The 24410-nt window shown below is 43.0% G+C and carries 19 protein-coding genes; 16 read left to right on the plus strand and 3 right to left on the minus strand.

Annotation, left to right across the window (positions count from 1 at the left end):
* Positions 1-129: 129 nt before the first annotated feature.
* The 3 genes from E6139_RS05495 (at position 130) to E6139_RS05505 (ending at position 3268) form a co-directional block, all read left to right on the plus strand.
* Positions 130-1536, plus strand: coding sequence for a fructose-specific PTS transporter subunit EIIC (locus E6139_RS05495; protein ID WP_316402040.1), 1407 nt, complete (start codon positions 130-132; stop codon positions 1534-1536).
* Positions 1536-2396 (plus strand): ketose-bisphosphate aldolase, encoded by an 861-nt coding sequence (locus tag E6139_RS05500; protein ID WP_316402041.1) that lies wholly within the window; start codon positions 1536-1538, stop codon positions 2394-2396. Before E6139_RS05495 ends, E6139_RS05500 begins: the two co-directional genes overlap by 1 nt.
* A 101-nt stretch (positions 2397-2497) precedes the next feature.
* Complete coding sequence (locus tag E6139_RS05505) at positions 2498-3268, plus strand: DeoR/GlpR family DNA-binding transcription regulator (protein ID WP_316402042.1); 771 nt, start codon at positions 2498-2500, stop codon at positions 3266-3268.
* Between the two features lie 435 nt (positions 3269-3703).
* Here the strand turns inward: E6139_RS05505 and E6139_RS05510 are convergent, their stop codons facing one another.
* Both E6139_RS05510 and E6139_RS05515 read right to left on the minus strand, forming a co-directional pair.
* Entirely contained in the window at positions 3704-5479 is a 1776-nt protein-coding gene (locus E6139_RS05510) for an ammonium transporter (RefSeq protein ID WP_316402043.1), read from the minus strand.
* A gap of 135 nt (positions 5480-5614) precedes the next feature.
* Positions 5615-5971 carry a DUF488 domain-containing protein gene (locus E6139_RS05515; RefSeq protein ID WP_316402044.1) on the minus strand — a complete coding sequence of 119 codons (357 nt, stop codon included), beginning with the start codon at positions 5969-5971 and terminating at the stop codon, positions 5615-5617.
* A 320-nt stretch (positions 5972-6291) separates the two neighbouring features.
* Here E6139_RS05515 and E6139_RS05520 point away from each other — a divergent pair, with 320 nt between their 5' ends.
* The 12 genes from E6139_RS05520 (at position 6292) to E6139_RS05575 (ending at position 22964) form a co-directional block, all read left to right on the plus strand.
* A complete protein-coding gene (locus E6139_RS05520) occupies positions 6292-6642 on the plus strand; it encodes a potassium channel family protein (protein WP_316402045.1) in 351 nt (116 codons plus the stop codon).
* 159 nt (positions 6643-6801) lie between these two features.
* Entirely contained in the window at positions 6802-7737 is a 936-nt protein-coding gene (locus E6139_RS05525) for a hypothetical protein (protein ID WP_316402046.1), read from the plus strand.
* Between the two features lie 951 nt (positions 7738-8688).
* A complete protein-coding gene (locus E6139_RS05530; protein WP_316402047.1) occupies positions 8689-9426 on the plus strand; it encodes an AraC family transcriptional regulator in 738 nt (245 codons plus the stop codon).
* 280 nt (positions 9427-9706) lie between these two features.
* The gene (locus tag E6139_RS05535; RefSeq protein WP_316402048.1) at positions 9707-11140 is read left to right on the plus strand and encodes a family 1 glycosylhydrolase; all 1434 of its coding nucleotides are present in this window, start codon (positions 9707-9709) and stop codon (positions 11138-11140) included.
* A 14-nt stretch (positions 11141-11154) separates the two neighbouring features.
* On the plus strand, positions 11155-12561 hold the full coding sequence (locus tag E6139_RS05540; protein ID WP_316402049.1) for a PTS transporter subunit EIIC: 1407 nt from the start codon (positions 11155-11157) through the stop codon (positions 12559-12561).
* 56 nt (positions 12562-12617) lie between these two features.
* Complete coding sequence (locus E6139_RS05545) at positions 12618-14756, plus strand: hypothetical protein (RefSeq protein ID WP_316402050.1); 2139 nt, start codon at positions 12618-12620, stop codon at positions 14754-14756.
* Positions 14756-15403, plus strand: a complete 648-nt coding sequence (gene pgmB, locus E6139_RS05550; protein ID WP_316402051.1) for a beta-phosphoglucomutase — start codon at positions 14756-14758, stop codon at positions 15401-15403. The genes E6139_RS05545 and pgmB overlap by 1 nt, the downstream gene beginning before the upstream one ends.
* 457 nt (positions 15404-15860) lie before the next feature.
* Positions 15861-16694 carry a BglG family transcription antiterminator LicT gene (gene licT, locus E6139_RS05555; RefSeq protein ID WP_316402052.1) on the plus strand — a complete coding sequence of 278 codons (834 nt, stop codon included), beginning with the start codon at positions 15861-15863 and terminating at the stop codon, positions 16692-16694.
* A 627-nt stretch (positions 16695-17321) separates the two neighbouring features.
* Positions 17322-19169 carry a beta-glucoside-specific PTS transporter subunit IIABC gene (locus E6139_RS05560; RefSeq protein WP_316402053.1) on the plus strand — a complete coding sequence of 616 codons (1848 nt, stop codon included), beginning with the start codon at positions 17322-17324 and terminating at the stop codon, positions 19167-19169.
* A gap of 22 nt (positions 19170-19191) precedes the next feature.
* Entirely contained in the window at positions 19192-20601 is a 1410-nt protein-coding gene (locus E6139_RS05565) for a glycoside hydrolase family 1 protein (protein ID WP_316402054.1), read from the plus strand.
* A 148-nt stretch (positions 20602-20749) separates the two neighbouring features.
* Complete coding sequence (locus E6139_RS05570; protein ID WP_316402055.1) at positions 20750-21898, plus strand: cation:proton antiporter; 1149 nt, start codon at positions 20750-20752, stop codon at positions 21896-21898.
* Between the two features lie 262 nt (positions 21899-22160).
* A complete protein-coding gene (locus E6139_RS05575) occupies positions 22161-22964 on the plus strand; it encodes a hypothetical protein (RefSeq protein ID WP_316402056.1) in 804 nt (267 codons plus the stop codon).
* Positions 22965-23009: 45 nt separating this feature from the next.
* On the opposite strand, the gene E6139_RS05580 is transcribed toward E6139_RS05575, so the two are convergent.
* Positions 23010-23609: a hypothetical protein gene (locus tag E6139_RS05580; RefSeq protein ID WP_316402057.1), complete on the minus strand. Its 600-nt coding sequence runs from the start codon at positions 23607-23609 to the stop codon at positions 23010-23012.
* Between the two features lie 81 nt (positions 23610-23690).
* On the opposite strand from E6139_RS05580, the gene E6139_RS05585 reads away from it, so the two are divergent.
* A complete protein-coding gene (locus E6139_RS05585; RefSeq protein WP_316402058.1) occupies positions 23691-24359 on the plus strand; it encodes a cyclic nucleotide-binding domain-containing protein in 669 nt (222 codons plus the stop codon).
* The last annotated feature ends 51 nt before the right edge of the window (positions 24360-24410 follow it).

The following is a 24410-nucleotide window of genomic DNA, read 5'->3' on the forward strand; positions in this document are numbered from 1 at the left end:
CAGAAAAGTATTAAGTGTAATGATCTAACCCATTGATCGAGCACTTTAGTTGAATGATATACGGCATTCGAATCGGATTAATTTTTTCCAAAAAATTTATTACTTTAGAACAAATAAGGAGGAACAATCATGAATATTGTTGGAATTACTGCTTGTCCTACAGGAATTGCACATACCTACATGTCCGCCGAAAAACTAGAGGTAACCGCTACTAGTTTGGGTCACAAGGCAAAGATCGAAACGCAAGGAGCGAAGACAGAGAACGAATTGACTGTTGAAGAAATTTCAGCGGCGGATGCCATCATTTTAGCGATTGATAAGGATATCGATATGAGTCGATTTGCTGGAAAAAAGGTGAAAAGAGTCTCTACTGGTCGGGCAATCAAGGAGCCGGAGCTAGTGATTGAAGAAGCTCTCAATGACGAAGGAACGGTCAAAATCTCGGCTTCCAGCACAGGTGAAGAGAAGCCGCAAAAGGCCGGTATCTACAACCATTTTATGAATGGTGTGAACTATATGCTGCCGTTTGTCATCGCCGGCGGGATCATTATCGCTTTGAGCTTTGCTTTTGGAATCACAGCATCTGATCCGAAATCGGACGACTACAATGTATTGGCTGGTGCGTTGTCGACGATCGGCGGCGGCACGGCTTTCGCTATGATGGTACCGGCTCTTGGCGCGGGGATTGCTAGTTCAATCGCCGGAAAAGCAGGCTTTGCTCCAGGGATTGTTGCTGGATTGCTTGCTGCGAATGGCGGTTCGGGATTCTTAGGTGGGATGATCGGTGGATTATTAGCAGGTTACGCGACGGATTTCTTGGCAAATAAGATCAATATAAAGAAACAATTCGCAGCTATTTATCAATTGATCGTTGTTCCATTGGTTTCAATTTTAGTGATTGGATTAGCGATGGTTTTCTTGATCGATAAGCCGATTGCGTGGGTCTTAGATGCATTGACTAGCTGGTTGAATGGGCTTGGAAATACTTCAGGTCTGATGTTTGGCTTATTGATCGGCGTGATGATGGCGGCTGATATGGGCGGACCGATCAATAAATCGATCTCGACCTTCTCGATCGGGTTGATGTCTGCTGGTGTAAACGCGCCGATTGCCGCGTGTATGGCTGCCGGTATGACCCCGCCGCTGGGTCTAGCGTTAGCGACAATCTTGTTCAAAAATAAATTTACCAAAGAAGAACGAACTTCAGGTCAATCATGCTGGATTCTGGGAGCTTCCTATATCACAGAAGGGGCCATTCCTTTCGCGGTCGCTGATCCGATTCGGGTCATTCCAAGCTTGATGCTGGGCTCTGCCACGGCTGCCGGAATCTCTATGGCAGCGGGTGTCACTTCGATGGCACCGCATGGGGGAATCTGGGTGATGCTGATTCCCAATGTCATGAATAACCTGCCGATGTATCTCCTAGCAATTGTCGCAGGAACGATTGTGACAGCGATGGCTGTTGGACTACTGAAAAAACCGGTCACTGAAGAAACTATATCAAATGAAAAATTAACTAATGAGGTGGAAGTATAATGTTGTATACGATGAAGGATTTATTGAAGGTTGCGAAAGAAAACAAATTTGCGGTTCCCGCATTTAATATTTGCAGCTATGATATGCTGAAGGCGATCATGGAGGAAGTTGAGGCGCAAAATGCACCAGTCATTTTGGAAATTCATCCGGATGAGATTGCCTATCTAAATGATGAGTTTGTAGCCGCAGTGAAGGATTACGCGCATAACAGCAAAGTTCCGGTCGTCATCCATATGGATCATGGCGGAACGGTCAATGATGTGATGCGAGCGATTCGAAACGGGTATACATCTGTAATGATCGATGCCTCCGTCCAAGCCTATGAAGACAATCTGGAAATCACCAAACAGGTAGTGGAGTTAGCCCATGCTGTGAATGTCTCGGTGGAAGCGGAATTAGGGACGATCGGCAATAATGGCTCGGCAGAAGGAGGATCAGCCAACATCATTTATACAGACCCAGATCAGGCTGAGGATTTTGTCGAAAAGACCGGGATTGATACGTTAGCGGTCGCGATTGGTACGGCTCATGGCCTGTATCCAAAAGACCTGACGCCTAAGTTGAATATTGAGCTGTTGAAGGAACTGAACCAACGAATTGATTTACCATTTGTTTTGCATGGGGGGTCAGGAAATCCGGATTTAGAAGTCAGTGAAGCAGTGAAATATGGTGTCGCAAAAGTAAACTTGAGCTCAGACCTTAAGAGTGTCTTCTTTGATGCTTTGCGGGAGATTTTAAGTGAAAATCCAGCGATGTATGAACCAAATGAAGTGTATCCAATGGCAAACGAGAAGGTCAAAGAAGTGGTGAGACACAAGCTAAATGTGTTAAATACCATCGGAAAAGCCGAATTGTATTAATTCGAAAAGACAGTGCTTTCAAAAATTGAAGGCCTGTCTTTCTTTCCTTTTTCCACTTACGTATAATGATTAGAAGATACTATTTCCGAGGAGGCTGCTTTATGCTAAACGCCATTGAAGATCGTCAACAGCAAATCGTCAATTATTTGAAGGTGCATCAATTTGCTCGCGTCATTGATTTGATCGAGCTTGTCAATTACAGCGAGGCTACAGTAAAGAGAGATCTGGTGCTGCTGGAGCAAAGCGGCTTGATCCGACGAACACGCGGCGGCGCGATGATTGTCGATAATAAAAAGATCGATGTTCCTTATTTGATGAAGGTTACCCGATTGAATGAAGAGGATAACAAACAATATATCGCTAATGTCGCCGAGACGTTGATCAAAGACGATATGGTCATTTTTCTTGATTCAAGTACGACCAGCCTTCATTTGGTAAAAAACCTCAGCCGATTTGATGGTCTTCAGATCATTACCAATGGTGTACTGACGGCAGCTATGCTGAGTGAATTTACGACAGCGCATGTTTCGGTTTTGGGCGGCTCGATCGTACCTAAAAGAGCTACGATTAATGGTTCAAAGGCCTATAATGATATATTGACGTACAATGCGGATTTGGCGATCATCGGCTGCCGAGGTCTGGATTTCGATCATGGTCTGACTGAAACACATGAGGGCGAAGCCTTGATCAAAAAAGCTTTTCGCCGACAAGCCAATCATTTAGTCGTTTTGGCGACGAGCGACAAATTGGATCACAAATATATGTATCAAGGTGTTTCTTGTTATGAGATTGATTATTTGATCACGGACAAGCCACTTGAGTCAGATAAGATGGAAAAACTAAATCAACATCATATAAAATGTCTCTATTGATGAAACTAGGTAAGGAGCAGGCTTATAGCGAGTCTGTTTTTTTATTTGTTCAACAGGTCATACCAAACCTGTACATTATTCTGTTTTCCGCAAACAGGCGTAATGAACTCATGCTCTTGGAAGGCGTCATCTGTCATATCAATCAAAATAATATCGTTGTGTCGTGAATTTCTTGAACAGTACATTACAATTCTACGTAGTCCACATTCAAAATTTATCACGATTCATTTAACACTTTCTGTTGGCTTGATGAGATTGACGGCGGAAGAAAAAGATGCCCATTGGAGCATTCTGACTGGGAATTTTTATACCTTATAGAACAAAAGACGAAAAGTTGATTAAGCAACATCAAAAAAACTGCCAGTAATTTTGTGATTACTGACAGGTTAAGCAGATTAAGTTTAAGAGAATAAAAAGGATTGATTTGATGGTATCTTAATCTGCAGTGTACCCTTGAAGAGCTTCGGTTCCTTCATCGCTGTTGCTGATGCGAACCACATTATCCATTGCGGAAACGAAGATTTTGCCGTCACCAGGCTTCCCGGTATGCAAAATTTGCTTCATTGTATTGATTACTTGGTGGATCGGAATGCTGCTGATCACAACATCGACTTTAACTTTTGGCAGCAGCTTCGTTGGGATAACTGATCCACGATAGTATTCGGTATTTCCTTTTTGAATCCCGTGACCTAAAACTTGAGTAACGGTCAATCCTTCGATGCCGATTTTTTCCAGGCCTTGCTTTAAATCGTCTAATTTATTTTCGTTAATCACGACTGAGACCATCGAGATTGGTAGATTTTCAACTGCTTTTTGTGAGATTTTCTGCCATGTGGTTTTAGTATCATTAGAGCTTGCGATTGTATTTTCTGACGCTTCTAATTGTATGTCCGTCGCACCAGTCGCTAATATCGGTTCTTTGCCGAACATATTATTTGCTGATAGGGCGGTATTTGTCTGAGGAAGCTCATTCGCATTGGTCATATCTGGCGTAATCACAAAACCGCTATAGGCACTTTGTAACCCGTGTTCTGTAACATCCAATCCAGCTAGTTCTATTTCCTCAGAAACTCTTAAGCCTACGGTGTATTTCAAGGCTAGAAATAGGACAGTCGTAGTCGCACCGACCCATGCTGCGGTCACTAAGACACCAAAAATCTGTGTAAGGAAGAGACTTGTGCCTCCGCCGTAGAAAAGGCCGCCATCTAAAGCCAGTAATCCTGTCAAAATAGTCCCGAAAGCCCCGCAAACACCGTGAACGGCTACTGCACCAACAGGATCATCAACGCGAACTTTTTTATCAATAAATTCAACGGCAAAGATCATAGCCGTTCCAGCCAATAAGCCGATCAGACATGCCCCAGCGGAGCTTACCATGTCGCAGCCGGCGGTAATCCCAACCAAGCCGGCCAAAGTCCCGTTTAGTGTCAGTGAAACATCGGGCTTTTTATATTTGATCCAAGAAACGATCAGTGCCGCCAAAGTTCCCGTCGCGGCAGCGATGTTCGTATTAACTAACACATTAGAGGCGACCAGCATCGTATCATCGCCGGTCATAGAGGTAGTCGATCCACCGTTAAATCCAAACCAAGAGAACCATAAGATGAAAACCCCTAAAGCTGCGAGTGTCAAATTATGACCAGGGATCGCGTTGGATTTTTTGTCCTTCGTATATTTACCGATTCGAGGTCCAACGATCGCGGCACCCGTAAAGGCAGCTACCCCACCGACCATGTGAACAGCTGTTGAGCCAGCAAAATCATGGAAGCCCATTTCGGCTAAAAAGCCGCCTCCCCAGATCCAATGTCCGGAAATAGGATAGATCAAGCCGCTGATCACCGCGCTAAAAATACAGTAAGCGATAAAGTTCGTCCGTTCAGCCATTGCGCCTGAAACAATCGTTGCTGCAGTTGCACAAAAGACAGTCTGGAAAAGAAGAAAGGTTGGCGTCGGTAAATCAAACGTAAATGAATTTCCAGCAAATAAATGAATCCCACCAAAAATGGCGCTGCTGCCGCCGAACATAATCCCGAAACCAATCACCCAATAAAGTACGGTTCCAAAGCAAAAATCGATCAAATTCTTCATGATGATGTTTCCAGCATTTTTTGCTCTAGTAAAACCAGATTCAACAAGTGTAAAACCTGCTTGCATAAAAAATACTAAAAAGGCACCCAACAATGTCCAAATCACATCTACTGACGAATACATACTATCAACCCTTTCGTTTGTGTTAACTTTTCTGACATATTACACAGAAAAAAAGGATTTTTCAACCGATTTTCAAATTAAATTCTAATTTTAGTAAAAAAAGTTATAAAACAATACAAATGATGTCATAAAATATTACATGTGCATTCTCAAAAGATCACACAAGACCTGTGCATTATTTTGTTTTTCGTTTTTCGCCCCATAAATAAGGGTCACGACCTCATGCTCCTGAAGGGTCTTCTTCAATTCTTCCAGCGCTTCATTCTGTGCACCGGACTGCAGCTCTACGCGGTACTTCGCTTCAAACTCAGGATATTTTTCCGCTTCATGATTGAACCATTTTCGCAGTTCGGAACTGGGAGCAATCTCTTTTAACCAAAGATCGATTTTCTCGGTTTCTTTTGACTTTCCCCGCGGCCACAATCGATCCACTAAAACACGATAGCCATCTGAATCCTCTGCTGGCAGGTAGGCTCTTTTTATTTGCAGCATTTCGAACACTTCCTTTGTTCCTTTATTTTAGCAAATTGGAAAATATATCGTGAGTAAAAGCTATTTTGGTGCACTTTCTATGGTTGGTCAGATTATGACCTTTTCAATTAATAGTAGGATCATTGAAAAGCAAATTAAAATAAGGAGAGGCGAAGTTCCTTACTTAATGGAGGAACGATTTGTAGGAGATTCACTCATGACTAAATAGAAATGGGCAGCAATCGTCATTGATCGCTGCCTGTCTTTGTTTTATGACCGAGTCTTTATCTGCTAAAATAAATACGGAGACGATATCATTTTGGATCAGAAAGGCGGTTCTCATGGTTGCATTCGCGCTATTATTTAGAAGCTTGTGGCACATTTTAAAAATACTGTTTCGCCAAGAGGAACAAAAAGCGATTATGCTGGCGGTGCTTTTTATTCTGACGATCGGGACGATTTTCTATCACAATGTTGAGGGGATGACGTACTTAGATGCCTTATATTTTTCCGTCATGACCTTGGCGACTGTCGGGTATGGCGATTTGTCGCCCCACACGGCGTTGGGCAAGCTGTTTTCCATCATGTATGTGCTGGTGGGGGTGGGGATCATTACCGCATTGATTGCCAATTTCAATCGTGCTTTAGTGGAGTATCATCAAAAAAAGAAGCAGGATGAAGAAAGAGCATAGAAAAATTAAAAAAATTGCGGGAGTCAGGAGGATTATTTTCTTAATCTTTTTGACTTTTTTATGTGCTCGTTTTGTCATTTTTAAGCTGCTGATCGCTATTTATTTGAGGGCTGTTGGGAATTATGTTGCTCAAAACTTAAATATTTGGACGATGAATTCTTGCCAACATTATATGGTTCTCAAATCGCTCAATTTTTGGAAGAATTTCAATTTTTACTCGTGTTATTTATGCGCTATCATGAAGGTGTTGAAATCACGATTATCTATTTGGAAAAGGAGCGATTACACATGGAGAAGCAGCTAACGAGACGGCAAATTTTTACAATGAAGAGGAAAAACCTGGAGCTCAAGGTTCGTAAATTTTGGAATGATACACAAAATGCGGACTTAGTGATCGAATATATTGTCGCGATCATTGTGAGGAATGCGTTAGTAAAAAGTGATTTTTCGCAACCTTGTCCAGATGTTGTCAGAGAATTGCTTTCTCAAGCTGAGCCAAGTGAGACGTTCAAGAAATTCTGTATCTTTCTGAAGGATTATGTGGAGGAGCATGAGTGGTCTGCCATGATCAAGCGTGTCTTCCAGAATGAGAATAACTATTACAAAGCCACGAAAAAAATGCGTTTGTATGAAGGCTATTTAAAAAATCGAGGTCGTGCCGTACTTAATCAAGATTACGATCGCTACACCCTTGTTTCGATTTTCCTAGATGAGAAGGGGAAGAAGCATACTTGGAGACTGAGGGACGCTGATCCCAGCAATACCCTCGATGAAACCACACGGATACTCAAAATTTTGACTACCCTGACTATTTTTCAAAAGGACGATGTGCGTCAGTTCGCCAGCTATGTGGACTGCTTCTGCAAAGGTTCTTCGACGCTTTTCAGTTCGCGCACAACCAAAGACGAGCCACGGGAGCAGTCTGCCCAAAATTCAACAAGACCAACCGTTGAACTAACGGCGGAAACTGCATTGATAGACGGGTTTGATCTACAAACTTTGACAAAAACGGAACTTATTGTGATGATCAAGCGGATATTTGAAGAGGCTGAGGCTGCTAGTGTGGAAGAAGATACTGAGCCAAACAAAAAATAGATCCGACTAGGGAAGGAATTATCTATGATCATAAAACACGTCTGAAAGATAGAATCACTCCAGGAAATGAAAGCGGTTCATCGGGGTGCCAGCTAAGCAGCAAGAACCGAGTCTTGCCGCGGTTGCTGCTATGTCGAAAACGAAGGAAGAGAAACCGCCTGAAAAGCCAGTAGAACAAAAGCCGCGTAAAAGACCCACCAAGAAGGAGCGAGAACTCTTGAGGCGATTTAAAGGAGCTTAGCTTTCTGAAAATGTGGCTATTTGAGTTGTTTATTTGGTATGGCCAAGTGAGAAGGAATCAGACTTATTCGCTGATGAATGGGAATATGCTGGGAATGAAATCAATGCGTTCATTTTATCCTCAGGTTTATTTGGCAATTCATGTCACATCGGCAGGTTGGATCTGTTTTTAAAGTGGTAAAATGATTCGATTTTTTGAAAAAGATTGAATTATTTTTCGCTTATTTTCGTGCTAAACTATCTTTATGATACAGACTTTGTCATGGCTGTATCTATCCTTTTCCTGTGTACAGGAATACATTCGCTGTCGCTCTTTATGGGCGACAGATTTTTTGTGATACAAGTAATTATTCATGGAGGTTCGATATGTTCTATTTAGTAGCTGATGATCGAAGTTTATCATTGAGTATTTATTGGTTCGACAGCAACGAGCTTTTTCGGTATTTTTCTATTATTCGGAGGATGATTATGAGAAATCGAAAACTTGCTTTATTGAGTTGATCTAGCAATTTGTTTTATGGGGAGAGGGTTCACCTAAAAACGACGTTTACAATTGCAACGTTTTCCGCCAAAATGAATCGTGAGGTGAACGTGATGGCGATTTATTTAGAAATGCCTGAATTAGATAAAGAATTTCCCTTCCGTATACTGGTGAATGACGGTGATATTTTGACCACGCCTCATTGGCATCGCGAGGTGGAGCTGATCTAGGTGACAAAAGGGACAATCTCGCTGGGGATCGATGATGTGCCATATAAATTGAGTGAAGGGGAGATCGCCTTTATCGGCGGCGGCTTGATTCATTATGTCTTGGCTTCCCCCGGCAGCGAGCGGCTGGTCTATCAGTTTGATCTGAATTATTTTACGGCGGGAAATAAAGAAAACTTAGATTTGCAGAAGCTGTTTTCGGAATTATTGCCGATTAGTCCTTTATGGGAGAAGCACGATGAAATGATCGTTCGAGGATTGCTTGAGGCCATGAATCGCGAGATGGAGACTCAGCAGGCAGGCTATCAATTTGCTTTAAAGGCAGAGCTTTTCCAGCTGATCGCGTTATTGCTTCGCGACATTCCTAAACAAGCGAAGCAGCCGAAAAAGATTAATAAGCTTGCCACACAGGATGTACTGGAGAAGCTGGATGGGATCTTCAGCTATGTGGAGGCGCACTACCAAGAGGAGTTGACGTTGCAGAATATCGCGGAGGTCTCTGGCTACAGCTCGTTTTATTTTACGAAGTTTTTCAAGAAGAATACCGGCAAAACATTTCTGACCTTTTTAAATGAATATCGCATCGATAAAGCCAAGTGGCTACTGATCAACAGCGACCTGCCAGTATCAGAGATCATAACTCAGACTGGTTTTGAAAGTGATAAGACCTTCTATCGACTATTCAAGAGTTCGATGGCGATGGCACCGTTGGAATACCGCAATACGATGAAAATTGAATAAAAAAAGAAAGGCAATTACGTTTTTCGTAATTGCCTTGTTTATTCCACTAAAGAAGAGTGTGATGAGCATGAAAAAAAAGAACCCATCAGAGCGAAAAAGATCGAAGGATGGAAAGTTAAATATGTAATGAAATAAGACAACACAGTTTTGTTTGTAATCTTCATGGCAATATTTGAGAACAATACAACAAAAATGGGGGAATGAAAATTTTATTTCCTGACTATAATAAAAGTATCAACACCGATGAAAGCGAATACGTACCGAAAGGGAGAAAGAATAAATGAAGAATGAAAAGCAGTTTTTCTGGGGCGGTGCAGTCTCAGCGGCTCAAAGTGAGGGGAATTATCTGGCTGATGGTCGGAAGCCTTCAAATTTTGATTATTTGCCGCTAGATGATCGTCGTCTAAAAGCAGTATATAAGAATCAAGCAGATTCTATTTTGGAATCTACGGGTGATGAATTTTATCCCGGTCGAACCGGAAATGATTTTTATCATCATTATCGCGAGGATATTGCTTTATTGAAGGAACTGGGGCTGAATAGCTTCCGTTTCTCGATTTCCTGGTCGCGGATTTTTCCGACGGGAGAAGAGGAGTCACCGAACGAAGCGGGTCTGCTATTTTATGAAAAGCTGTTGACGGAGTTAGAGCGGCATCAAATGGAACCGATCGTGACCTTGTCGCATTTTGAGATTCCACTGGAGCTGGTGAAAAAATATAATGGCTGGGAAAATCGTAAGGTGGTGGACTTGTTCAGTCACTATGCGGAAACGGTGATGACGCACTTCAAAGGGCGCATCAAGTATTGGATTCCTTTTAATGAGATGAACATGGTGCTGCACATTCCGTTTATCGGCGGTGGGATTTTGTTTGAAGAAGGCAAGGACAATTTGTCGATCCAATATCAAGCGGGTCATCATCAATTGCTGGCGAATGCTCAGACGATCAAATTAGGAAAAGAAATTGATTCTGAAAATCAATTTGGCGCGATGCTGGCCGCGGGTAAAACCTACGCCTATACTTGTGATCCGAAAGACGTCTTTGCGGCGTTGCAGCAGGAGAAAGAAAACCTATTGTTCTCTGATGTGCAGGTTTTCGGTGAATATCCGAAATTCTTCGATCATTATATGGTGGAAAAGGGTTTGAAGCTGACGATTTATCCCGAGGATCGCGCGCTGCTTAAAGGGAATACGGTTGATTTTGTTTCCTTCAGCTATTATTCCAGTGCTTGTACCGCGGCAGAAGAAACGGGGATTGATCGGGTGGCGACAAATGGCTACACAACGTTGCGGAATCCGTATTTACCAAAGGGCAAGAGTGTTTGGCAGAACGATCCGTTGGGTCTGCGGATCACCTTGAATCAGTTGCAGGATCGTTACCACAAGCCGCTGTTTATCGTTGAGAATGGGATCGGAACGCCGGATGAGTTTATTGATGGCAAGGTGCATGACGATTATCGGATTGATTATTTGCAGGGGCATGTGCAAAACATGTTGTTAGCAGTGGAAGAAGACGGTGTTGATTTGATGGGCTACTTGATGTGGGGCATCATCGATCTGCCAAGTGTCAGCGAAGGAAAGATCAGCAAGCGTTACGGTGTGATCTACGTTGATCAAGACGATGAAAACAATGGGTCGCATCAGCGTTATAAAAAGGATAGTTTCGACTTTTATCAAAAAGTCATTTCGTCAAATGGTGCCGTTGTATTTGAATAGAAAGGGGAAGAAAAATGAAAAAGTATCAACAATTAGCAAAGGAAATCATTCAAGGTCTGGGGGGGACGGAAAACGTCAATTCCGCTGTTCATTGTGCGACGCGTCTGCGTTTTGATCTGAAAAATCCGGATACAGCAAATCTGGAGGAATTGAAGCAGATCGATGGTGTTGTGGGTGTGAATCCGACGCCGACGCAATTACAGGTGATCATTGGCAGTCACGTGGGAGATGTATTTGAAGAAGTCATTCGCCAAGGAGTGGTCAATGGCGACGTTGAAGGGAAGACGGAAACGACAAAAGCTGCTGCGAAGGAAACCAGTATTTTCAATAAAGTCGTGGATACCATCACCGGCTGTATGACGCCGATGATCCCAGCCTTGACCGCTGCGGGGATGATCAAAGTAATTTTATCGTTATCGACGACCTTCAACTGGCTGTCGAATGATTCAAGTACCTATCGTGTATTGGATTTTATTGGTGACGGCGCCTTTTATTTCATGCCGATTCTGTTGGCTGTCTTTGCGGCGAACAAATTTAAAGTCAATACATCGATTGCTATTATTGTCGTGGGTGTCTTTTTGCATCCGAATTTCAGTCAGTGGGTGGCTTCTGGCGATCCGATCTCTTTTCTTGGCATGCCGATTCAAGGTGTAATTTATGCGGCATCGGTGATTCCGGCACTGCTGACGATCTGGGCAATGTCCTATATTGAACGAGGCGTTGATAAGATCACGCCGCAATCATTGAAGATCCTATTGAATCCGACACTGACTTTATTGATCACTGCGCCTTTAGCGCTGATCGTAATCGGTCCATTAGGCAATTATGCAGGACAAGGCTTGGCTTGGGTAATCAACTTAATGCAGGGACAATTAGGATTTATCATGGTGGCGCTATTAGCAGCGACGATGCCGTTTATCGTCATGACCGGCATGCACCATGCCTTGACACCAATCTTTGTGGCATCTTTTGCGGCAACGGGAACCGAATCCTTGATCTTAGTGGCGCAAATCTGTGCCAACCTAGCGCAAGGCGGGGCAACGCTGGCTGTCGCCTTCAAATCAAAACAAAAGGACGTTAAATCAATCGCCGCAGCAGCAGGAATCTCAGCGATTATGGGGATCACTGAACCAGCTTTATACGGAATCACGATGAAGTACAAAAAACCGCTGGTGGCGGCTTGTATCAGTGCTGGAATCTCTGGCTGCTTCGCTGGATTGATGCACGTGACCTTGTATGTTCCGCAAAATAGCTTGATGGCGATTTTAGGCTTCTCAGGCGACAAAGGCACAGCCAATGTTATCGCTGGGCTATCCATGATGCTGATGTCCGTTGTTCTTTCTTTTGTATTGACGCTGTTTTTGCAAAAGGACGAAAAAATTGAAGCCGCACCAACAGAAAAACTAGCAATGAATTCATAATAAATAAAAGTAGGATAGAGGCTTAGTCTTCTATCCTGCTTTTTGGAGGAAAACCCATGAAAATCTATTTAAATGACTATCAAACGGAAACACTGGAAAAAGCCGAGAGTCTGCTGTTTAACGGCAATGGTTTTATCGGTTTACGGGGAAATTTGGAGGAAGCGTATTACGATCATTTTTCCACCAATCGCGAGACCTATATCAACGGCTTTTATGAGACCAAAGATATCCATTATCCTGAAAAAATGTACGGCTTCACACCAACTGGCGAAACGATGATCAGCGTGATCGATGGCCAAACGACTCTGATCACAATCGGCGGCGAACAGTTTTCCATCAACAATGGTGAGATTAGCGAGAATGAACGCTATTTGGATATGGACAAGGGGATCACGGTTCGAACATTGGTGTGGACATCGCCAGAGGGACGCGAAACCCGCATTACGATCTCACGGCTGACTTCTTTTGAGTACAAAAATCTATTCTCCATGAAGATTGATTTTGAGCGTTTGAATCATGAAGAAGAGATTGAATTGACGACGCACTTGAACTTTTACCCCGTGCGAACGATCGATAAAAATGATCCCCGCATGAGTCATGATCTGCAAAAAATCACGATCAAGGAGATTGATTTAGAGGGAAATCGCTGCACGTTTGGGACAGACTATTCTCAATTAGAAGCGGAGTTACGCTGGTCGATCGACAATCAAACCGTGTCTCAGACGATTGAAGAAGAACGCATCGTGATTCGTACAAAGTTGGAGGGCACCAGCTACCAAAAGAATCTGAGCTATGCCTTCCAAGAGCAGAAGCACGCAGGAATCGAAAGCAGTTTTGTAGAATTGGTTCAGGCTCAAACGGAGTATCTGACGGAGTTTTGGCAAAGTGCCAAAGTGACAATCAAAAGCATCGAAAATCTGGAGGAAAGTGTCAACTACAGCACCTTCGCCCTGCTGCAATCGCTTGGCACCAATGGTACGACCAGTATTGCGGCGAAGGGCTTGAGCGGCAGTGGCTATGAAGGACATTACTTCTGGGATGCGGAAATGTTTGTTTTTCCAGTCTTTTTACACTTGAATCCGGCGTTGGCGAAGCAATTATTGACCTATCGCTACAGCATTTTGGATAAGGCACGGGAAAACCGTCAGCTTTTCGGTTATCAAACAGGCGCCCTTTATCCGTGGCGCACGATTTCAGGCACGGAATCCTCACCGTTTTTCGAAGGCGGTTCGGCGCAGCATCATATCAATGCGGATATTGCCTATGCCTTCATTCAATATTATCGCTATACCGATGATCTGGCGTTTATGGCAGAGTGCGGCTTTGAAGTTCTGCTGGAAACAGCGCGAGTCTTCAGCGAAATCGGCTATCTGAAGGATGGTCAGTTCCATATTGATAAGATCACCGGACCGGACGAGTACACCGTGCTGGTCAACGACAATTATTATACTAATCAGCTGGTGGCCCATCAGTTTGAATGGATTAATCGCTTGGCACCAATGCTTAAGGCGCAATATCCTGCGGCTTGGGCAGAGTTGACCCAAAAGCTTCAGTTGGAAGAGGAAGAATTGCAGGACATGGCGCTGTTTGCGGAAGCGATGATGCTGCCAGTAGATGAAGAAAAAGGAATCATTGCGCAAGATCGTGATTTTCTAAATAAGGGCTTTTGGCCTTATTCGCCAGAGGACACGAAATATCCGTTGTTGCTGAATTACCATCCGTTGACGATTTATCGCTACCAGATTTCTAAGCAGGCGGATGGGGTATTGGCATTGATGCTATTCCAGGATTTCTTCGATCAGGAGACGATCGCGAAAAGCATCGCCTATTATGATGAGGTCACGACCCATGATTCTTCGTTGTCCTACTCGACGTTTTCAACAGTTTACAGTCGCTTAGGGCAAGTCGAAAAGGGCTATGAATACTTTATTAAAAATGCCCGCACCGACTTAGATAACAGTCACAAGAATACTAAAGATGGTATCCATACGGCTTCGATGGGCGGTACCTTTATGACCATCGTCTATGGCTTCTGTAATTTGCAGATAGTGGATGATCAATTAACGATTTCGCCGAATTTGCCAAAAGAAATCGAAGAGATTGATTTTTATACCTATTACAAAAATGAAAAATATCGTGTTTACGCCAGTCATCAGGAACACTGGATCAAGAAACAAGCGGAAGGAAGCAAGTAATGAAGGGATTTGTCTTTGATTTAGATGGCGTGCTGGCCGACACGGCGAAGTACCATTATATCGCGTGGAAAGAATTAGCCGCTGAGATTGGTATTACGATCGATGAAGTCTTCAATGAACAGCTGAAGGGCATCAGTCGCCAGGAATCGCTGGAACGCATTTTGGAGCATGGCGGGAAGCTTGGTGAATTTTCGGAAGAAGTTTTAGCTGAGCTGGCGGAGAAAAAGAATCAGCAGTATGTTGAATTGCTGGAGGAATTAACCCCGGAGGACGCGCTGCCTGGAGTTAGAGAGTTTTTGGCAGAAGCTCGAGAACTCAATATTCCCTGTACTGTTGCCTCCGCCTCAAAAAATGCGCCGTTTATTCTAGATAAATTAGCTCTCAGTGATCAATTTGTCGGGATTGTCGATCCGGCAAGCTTAACGAAGGGCAAACCTGATCCAGAAATCTTTATCAAAGCCGCAGAATTAATGAAGCTGCAGCCAAGTGAAGTGATCGGCTTTGAAGACGCACAGGCAGGGATCGATGGGATCAAAGCTTGCGGCATGTACGCGGTGGGAATTGGTGAGTCGGAGCAACTAATCGGAGCGGATCGATTGATCAATGATTTGTCCGAAATAACGATTGAGGAATTGATTTGTTTATAATGGAAAGAAGTAGAAGTCTGCCAGAATTTTTTTTGGCAGACTTCTTTTAAATCAATTAATTGTTGGCAAATTCACATTTAAAATAATAGGTAAATCAAGGAAAGATGAGCTTTTTTCTGATTATGAAGGTGGAGAATTAAGTGATGAAGATCGTTATGAATGGGATGATCCAGTAGGGAAGGAGCTTGTTTAGTCATGAAAAAAATAATTGTCAGCAAGGACAATGTCGGGAATGAAGACAATGTTTATGAGAAATGGATTAAAGAAGTTGTTGACAGAGCTTTGGGTTCATGATAACCTTTCCATAAGTTCTTGATGTTATTACTTCGGGTAAGCATGCGAGAATTAAAAATGAAAATTGTTGGATGTTATCACTTTATGTGAGCAGGACCTATTTACCGCACAATTGTCGTGTATGTAAATGGGCTTTTTTTGTGGCTAGCGAGGGAAATCATTTATGATCATAAAACGAGTGTTAAATAATAATACGGTTATTTCGTCAAATAGCAAGGGTGTTGACGTATTGCTGATGGGTAAGGGCATTGCTTTTGGAAAGAAAAAGGGACAGACGATCGACATGGAACTGATCGAAAAAACTTTTTTACTAAAAGACAAGGCGACTCAAAGCAAATTTACGGAACTTTTAATCAATGTACCGATGGAGCATATTTTGGTCTCTGAGAAGATTATTAATTTCGGTAAAATCAAATTAGGTAAGAACTTGAATGAAATCATTTATGTGAATTTGACCGATCACATCAACTCAGCCATTGATCGGTATCAAGAGGGATTGATTTTAAAAAATCCGCTTCGTTGGGACATCGCGCGTTTCTATCCGGATGAATACGCGGTCGGTGAAAAAGCCATTGAAGTGGTGCGAAACGATTTGGGTGTGGCTTTTGAGATTGATGAGGCCGCCTTTATCGCGATCCATTTCGTTAATGCTGAGATGGATAAATCATTCGATTTCGCTTACGAGATTGCCGAAATTACCAAAAAGATTGAAACAATTGTCAAAAATCATTATCGAACAGAGTTTGATGAGGATTCGCTCGATTATTATCGCTTCATTACGCATGTGAAATTCTTTGCTCAACGTTTATTAGCAGGTGATCACTATGATGATGAAGACGAGGAACTACTGAATACTCTGAAACAAAAATATGAAGGTGAATACGCCTGTGCATTAGAGATCAAAGCATACGTGCAAAAGGACTTTGAGTACGAGCTAAGCTCAACGGAACTGCTCTACTTGACAGCGCACATCCGTCGAATCACCAAAAATTTGTAACTAGGATTGTTATCCCACCGGAGCATGACCTAGAGCTTGTCAAACAAGGCAGCTTTAGGTCATTTTTTGCGAGTCCGACTTTTCACAGTTTATAAAATTTGACGAAAAGTTTATTGTCCCAAGGAATAATAAAGTACAAGAAGTATAGTCGGATCGTATGCGCAACGAAAATCAGACACATTTTTCTGGTTTTTAGAAAAATGACACCTTACCAAGAGGTAGCTGCCAGTTCCACTCTTGGCAGTATATGTAGTGAGGGGGCAGATTAGCTATAGGTAGTAAATTATTGCTCAAGAAGCCTAGTGGAATGGTATGCGCAGCGAAACTCGAACTCATTTTTCTGTTTTTTAGAAAAATGAATACTTAACACGAGATAGCTGCGAGTCCGACTTTTCACAGTTTGCAAAGGTTGACGAAAAGTCTATTACTCCAAGGTAAAAAAGGTACAAGAAGTACAGTCGGATCGTATGCGCAACGAAACTCGAACTCATTTTTCTGGTTTTTAGAAATATGAAACCTTAACACGAGATAGCTGCGAGACTGACTTTTCACAGTCTAGCTGATTTAGGAATGCTCCACAGAAAATGTATATAGTGTTTTTACCACATTCAGAAAAGAGGAGAAAAAATGAACTATCAACAAACTGCAAAAAAAATCTATGATGCCGTTGGCGGCAGTGACAATATTCAAACAGCCTCACATTGTATTACCCGGCTACGTTTGGTTTTAAAAAACCAAAGTCAAGTGGATGATGAAGAGGTTAAAGCAATCCCTGGTGTAATGGGGGTCATGAAAAAAGCGGGACAGTATCATATTATTTTAGGAAATGATGTCGCAAATTATTACCGCGCTTTTGCCAAATTAGGAAATTTTAGCACTGAGCCTGTGGCATCTGAAGAAAAGAAAAATCTGTTTGAAGCTTTAGTAGATACCATTTCCGGTTGTATGTCACCGTTGATCCCAGCTTTATTAGGGGGCGGAATGATCAAAGTTCTTCTGATCGTTTTACCGTTACTCGGTGTTTTGAGTGAGTCATCATCTACTTATAGCGTTTTGACATTTTTCGGCGATGCACCATTTTACTTCATGCCAGTGATGCTGGCATTTACGGCTTCGCAGAAATTCGGTGTGACACCGATGCTGGCCGTTGCGGTAGGGGGAATTATGCTGCATCCGAATTTTTCAGCGATGGTTACAGCGGGTGATCCGGTTAGTATTTTTGGTCTGCCGATCACGCTGGCGAGCTATGGTTCATCGGTAATTCCGATTCTGATCATGGTTTGGTTGATGAAATATATTGAAGCTTTTTTCAATCGGATCATTCCGGCTGTCATGAAAAATCTTTTACAGCCTCTGGTTGTGTTGTTACTGTCTGGTATCATCGCGTTAGTCGTTGTTGGACCACTGGGGACATTTGCAGGACAAGGTCTGTCATCGGCAGTTCTTTGGATCCAAGCGAAAGCTGGTTGGTTGGCTCTTGGTCTGATGTCCGCTTTGATGCCTTTGATCGTTATGACCGGGATGCATTGGGCATTTGCCCCGATTTTCTTGATTGCTTCTCCAGTGGCGCCAGATGTACTGATTTTACCAGCGATGTTGGCTGCGAATATTGCTCAAGGGGCGGCGGCAATGGCTGTTTCAATGAAAACCAAAGACAAAAATCTCAAACAAGTTGCTTTGGGTGCCGGAATTTCGGCTTTGCTGGCAGGGGTAACTGAACCCGCTTTATATGGTGTAACCTTGAAATACAAGAAGCCACTTTATGCGGCGATGATTTCTGGTGGGATCTGCGGAATCTTCATGGGAATCACGGGCGTCGAATCTTATGCTTTTGCGGTACCCTCACTTGTGGCTCTTCCGCAATTTATCAATGGTAGTATCGATGGTAATTTTATTAATGCTTGTATCGTAGCAGCTGCTTCGATCGTCATCACCTTCGTATTGACTTGGATCTTTGGGATCGAGGAAGAGGTAACGACAGAGGATACTGTTTTAGAAGTTGTTGAAAGCGGCAGCAGTGATCCAAAGAAGGTTTTAGCACCTGTTAAGGGGAAAGTGATTCCGTTGGAAAAAGTAAATGATTCCGCCTTTTCTAGCAAAATAATGGGGCAGGGAATCGCGATCATCCCTGAAGAAAATACGATCGTAGCACCATTTGATGGAACTGTATCGGCGCTCTTTCCTACGAAGCACGCGATTGGTTTGACCAGCGAAGCGGGGATGGAGCTTTTGATCCATGTTGGAATTGATACAGTGGAATTGGACGGCAAGTATTTTGAAAGCTTTGTCTCAGTCGGTGATTCTGTTAGAGCGGGTCAAACATTGTTAGCGGTTGATTTTGCGGCTGTCAAGGCGGCGGGCTATGATACAGTGATTCCGATCGTTGTTACCAATACCGATGCGTTCATTGATGTGGTACCAAAGGATGAGATGAAAACGGCGGACTATGAAGATGCCGTCTTGTATGTGATTTAAGAAAAAACGATGGAGGAAAAGCATGAGTAAATTTCCAAATGATTTTTTATGGGGCGGAGCAGTGGCCGCAAATCAATGTGAAGGAGCTTATTTAGAGGATGGCAAAGGGCTATCTGTGCAGGATGTGACCCGTAAAGGTTGGCACGAAGCACCGACTGAAGAGCCAATGGAGGATAATCTAAAATTAGTCGGGATTGACTTTTATCACCGATATAAAGAAGATATCCGGCTATTTGCAGAGATGGGCTTCAAGGTCTTCCGCTTATCAATTGCCTGGGCACGGATTTTTCCGCAAGGAGATGAGCAGGAACCAAATGAAGCAGGTTTAGCCTTCTATGATGCCGTTTTTGATGAATGTTTAAAATATGGGATCGAACCGTTAGTCACCTTGTCCCATTATGAAACGCCGCTGCATTTGACTCGAACCTATGACGGTTGGCGCAATCGCAAAATGATTGATTTCTTTGAGCATTACGCACGGACTGTCTTTACACGTTACAAAGATAAGGTCAAATATTGGCTGACTTTTAATGAAATCAACTCGATTACGCATGTCCCGTTTCTTAGCGGCGGCATCAACACACCGAAGGAAGAACTAACGCAACAGGATATCTATCAAGCGATTCATCATGAGTTAGTTGCTAGCAGCCGGGCAGTTCAAGCGTGTCACGAGTTGATTCCAGATGCGCAGATCGGCTGTATGATCTTAGGGGTGCCAGTCTATCCCTTAACCCCTAAACCAGAGGATGTCCTAAAAGCTTTGGCAACCGAGCGAGAAAACTTTTTCTTCTCGGATGTGCAGGTTCGCGGATATTATCCAAGCTATGCGAAACGTATGTTTAAAGAAAACGACATAGAGCTAGATATCCACCCGCAGGATTTGGCTGATTTAAAGAACACAGTCGATTTTATTTCCTTTAGTTATTATATGAGTGTGTGCGAATCAGCTGATCCGACGAAGGAAGCAGGGGAAGGAAATATTATTGGCGGCATTCCTAATCCGTATTTGAAGGCTAGCGAGTGGGGCTGGCAAATTGATCCAGAAGGTCTACGCTACTATTTGAACATCTTATATGATCGTTATCAAAAGCCTGTATTCATCGTTGAAAATGGTCTGGGCGCGGTAGACGAGCTCGTTACTCTAGAAAATGGCGAAAAAACCGTCATAGATGATTACCGGATCGACTACATGAATGATCACTTGGTCCAAGTCGAAGAGGCGATTGAAGATGGGGTGCCGGTGATGGGCTACACTTCTTGGGGCTGCATCGATTTAGTCAGCTTCACGACCGCAGAAATCAAAAAAAGATACGGCATGATCTACGTTGATCGGAATAGTGACGGCACGGGAACTTTGGAACGTTATAAGAAGAAAAGTTTTGCGTGGTATAAAGAAGTGATCGCCTCGAATGGGGATTCGCTAGTAAAATAAATCTGTAAAAAGAATCCGCGTGCTTGTTTGTCACAAGTGCTCGGATTCTTTTTCATTCTTGTCATTTTTGTCATAGACTTACTTGTTGGAAACGAATACAATTGCATTAACGCTAGCTTTTTTAGTTTGCGATTGTGGAGGCGAAGAGATGGAATTTATTGGTGTGTTGTGTCTGATTTTAGTGAGCGTTACCGTAGCGAGCCATTTCTCTCGACGAATTGGCATACCAGCGGTAGTCGGGCAGCTGCTCGTGGGAATCGTGCTGGGAAATGGTGGACTGAAGATCGTCCATCCGGATATTCTAGTGAAGGATTTTTCTGAGATCGGCGTCATTTTACTGATGTTCTTAGCCGGTATCGAAAGCAATCTGCCGCTGCTGCGAAAGTATTTTCGACCGGGCGTGTTTGTTGCTTTGCTGGGAATTCTATTTCCGCTTTTATTAGGAACAGGAGGAGGAAGTCTCTTTGGCGTTCCCTTGAATCAATCCTTCTTTTTTGGTTTGATTTTGGCGGCGACATCGGTGAGTATTTCGGTGGAGGTCTTAAAGGAGTTAAAAGCGGCGAATACCAAAGAAGGCTCCACCATTCTTGGTGCGGCGGTGGTAGATGACATTTTGGTCGTAATCATTGTCAGTTTATGCATGCCGTTATTAGGCGTGGAGGGTAGCAGTGACAAACCGCTGGGCTTCATGCTAATCGCGCAGGTGCTGTTCTTCTTCGCGGTCTTCTTCTTGATTCGCTGGGGCGCACCGTATTTAATGAATCTGAGTAAAAAAATATTCGCTCAATCCTCCGTGATCATCGTATCATTGACATTGTGCCTGAGCATGTCCTACTTGGCGGATTTTATCGGACTGAGTTCAGTAATCGGCGCCTTTTCAACAGGGATAGCGATCGGGCAAACGAATGTCTGGAAGGATGTGCGCTACAATATTGAAGCGATCGGTTATGCCGTCTTCATTCCCGTCTTTTTCATCAGTATCGGGTTGGAGGTCACCTTCGATGGCTTTGCCAAGCAATTGGTGTTTGTCTTGATTTTTACCATAATTGCAGTAGTCTCAAAATTGATCGGCGGCTTTATGGGAGGAAGATTCTCTGGATTTACTAACGATAGCAGCTTAATGGTGGGGTCAGGAATGGTTTCTCGCGGCGAGATGGCGCTGATCATCATCCAGCTGGGCTTTCAGGCACAACTCGTAACAGGAAAGTATTATTCTTCGATGATCTTGGTGATCCTTATTACTACGCTGTCATCGCCATTTTTATTGAAATATTTTACAAAGAAGGTTTACTCTTAATATGAAAATCACTCTAGCTGAATGCTCTCGGGCAGTTGGACTAGAGTTTTCTTATGATTAGGAAGACTTTTATATCAGAGAAGAAGTTCAGATACTTTAGCAATCTATTGTTCACCTTCAATATGATTGAATTGATCAAGCTTAATATAATGAATAATATACATAAAGTCCCCTTTTTTAACACTAGAATTAAAATCTCTGTTATCTTCAGACGCAATTACGTGATATACTGCAAATAATTAATGAAAAGTGGGAGGGTATTATGAAAAAAATAACAATTGTTCTTTTAGTGGCCAGTGCTCTGATCCTGTCATCCTGTGGGAACAGTAACAGTGAGGATGACAGCAGTTCCAGCAAAGCCCAAGAGAGCAGCAGTAAGAGCACTGATAGCACGAAAAAAGCCAGTAAATCTGGCAGTGATTGGAAACTTAAAACTTCTGGTGATAAAACCACACTGGTCTTCAGTACGGGCGAAGTAAAGGGCGGCTTTCCTGACGTAGATGCAGTCAAGGATGATTTTAAGCAGTATATGCACATCGAAGTGGATAGCTCCTTGGAGTGTCAGCAATATGGCTACGTTGGCAATTCGCATGGACGAGTCATGGAGTGGGCTAATTCTCCAGACGCAAAAGTAAAGGATATGACGATCAAGAAGGACGCGATCCCTGCTTCTTATTCAGTGAAGGATGATCAAGATCGCGAAATCCTTTATCATCTTTACGACGAAGCCCTCGAAAAGAAATACATCGAAGAAAGTGAAGAAGACGATCTCTATACCTATATGCAGCCGGTTCCTCCGCTGAACAAGTTCGATGAGAATCTGGCGGAATTAGAGGAAGAAGGCGCAACAGATATCGTGAAGAAAACCGGCGAGGCGGAAGGCTTAAAGTACACCTCCATGAGCTATCACTATGAGGATGACGAACCCGCTGACGGCGTTTTCTACGTCATCTTTGAACTAAGTGATTCGGTTAGATTCAGCTACAGAGTTCGCCCAGTTGGTGCTGATTTTGACCCGCAGGCAGAAGTAGACAAGATGGCGAAAAATATCACCTTAGATAAATAAAAATAAAAAAGTGGTCCTGTCCTTTCATCATGGCAGGACCATTTTTCACTCCTTCGTCCAAGCAATCACCGGTGAGAGCAGCAGAAAGCTGATCAGTGTTCCTTCCCGCACCATCAAGGTTAACTGGAAGGAAAAGGTCAAAATCAGTGCCAGCAGGATGCAAATCAGGTCAATACTGTAGCGGTAAAACTTGAAGCTGTGATTGGTACGCTCTGCCAGAAAAAGGCAAAAGGTTTCGATCGGAAATTTCAGCAGCTGGTATTTCAAGACTTTTCCTGTCCCAACACCAGCGATGATCGTTCCTAGAATAAAGAGCAGGCATTTAAAAAAGTAGGAATGCAACGTGAACAACGGAAAAACAAAATAGGTGAAGAGATTGATCGTTGAGCCAAAGAACAGCAGGGCTATACCCATCGTCAAGTAGTTTCTCAGTTTGCGATGTGGGTCCAGCAGCCAGCAGCTGATCAAAAAGAGAAAATTCAAACCTGCCGTGATCGTCCCGATCTTGATCTGACTAAATTCAGCTAAGGTAGCATTCAAGGAGTTGAAGCTGCTGACGCCGATATTGGCCTTCAATGTCAAACTGATGCCAAACGCGCTGAGAAGATAGAATAAAAATGAACGAGTGATTGTTTTGCGATTCATGATAATTGTTCCTCCGATAACTAATTGATAGGATGAGTATGCCAGAAGAAAAAATAGCCAACTAGGAGATATAGCCTAATCATGAAAAAAATTCCCTATAACGATTCAAAAAGAAATTTGCTAAATCAAGTCGAAGCCCCATTCTTAATAGAAGAAATGTTGCAGCAAAGCTCTTTCATCGATTATGAACGCAATGAAAAAATTGTCAGCCAAGCAGCGAAGCTGGATTATCTGTTCATCCTCTTATCAGGAAAAGCCCGCATCATCCAACAGGAGCCTAACGGAAAAAATTTGATCCTCCAATTTCTGGAAGCCGGAGACTTCATCGGCGAGTTGACCCTAGTAAAAGCTGAGGAAGCTCCAAAAGATGTGATCGCCATCGGTTCGGTTTGCTGCTTAGCGATCCCGTTGAAGGTTGTGGAGGAATTGCTAATGAAGGATGCGAAGTTTTCAACCTTCATCGCTCAGTACATCGGAAAGAAGCTTTTGCTGCGGATGGAGCATTTTTCCAATGCGCAAACCTTTGAACTGAAATACCGTTTAGCCGCATTGCTATTAGAAGTCTCAGTCAACAATCAATACAGCGAAAATAATACGCAAATCGCTGATTATTTGGGTGTTAGTTACCGCCATCTGACGCATACCTTTAAGTATTTACGGGAAAATGGGTATATTGAAAGGAATAATACCGGTTACGAGATTGTTCCCGAAAAGTTACAGAAGTTGATTCACCAAGGGAACGAAGGATAAAAAAACGTTCAGTCAAAAGTGAATGCTTAAGAAAATTAAAAATACCGCCTG

The organism is Enterococcus sp., from assembly GCF_032555305.1.
Classification (GTDB): domain Bacteria; phylum Bacillota; class Bacilli; order Lactobacillales; family Enterococcaceae; genus Enterococcus_A.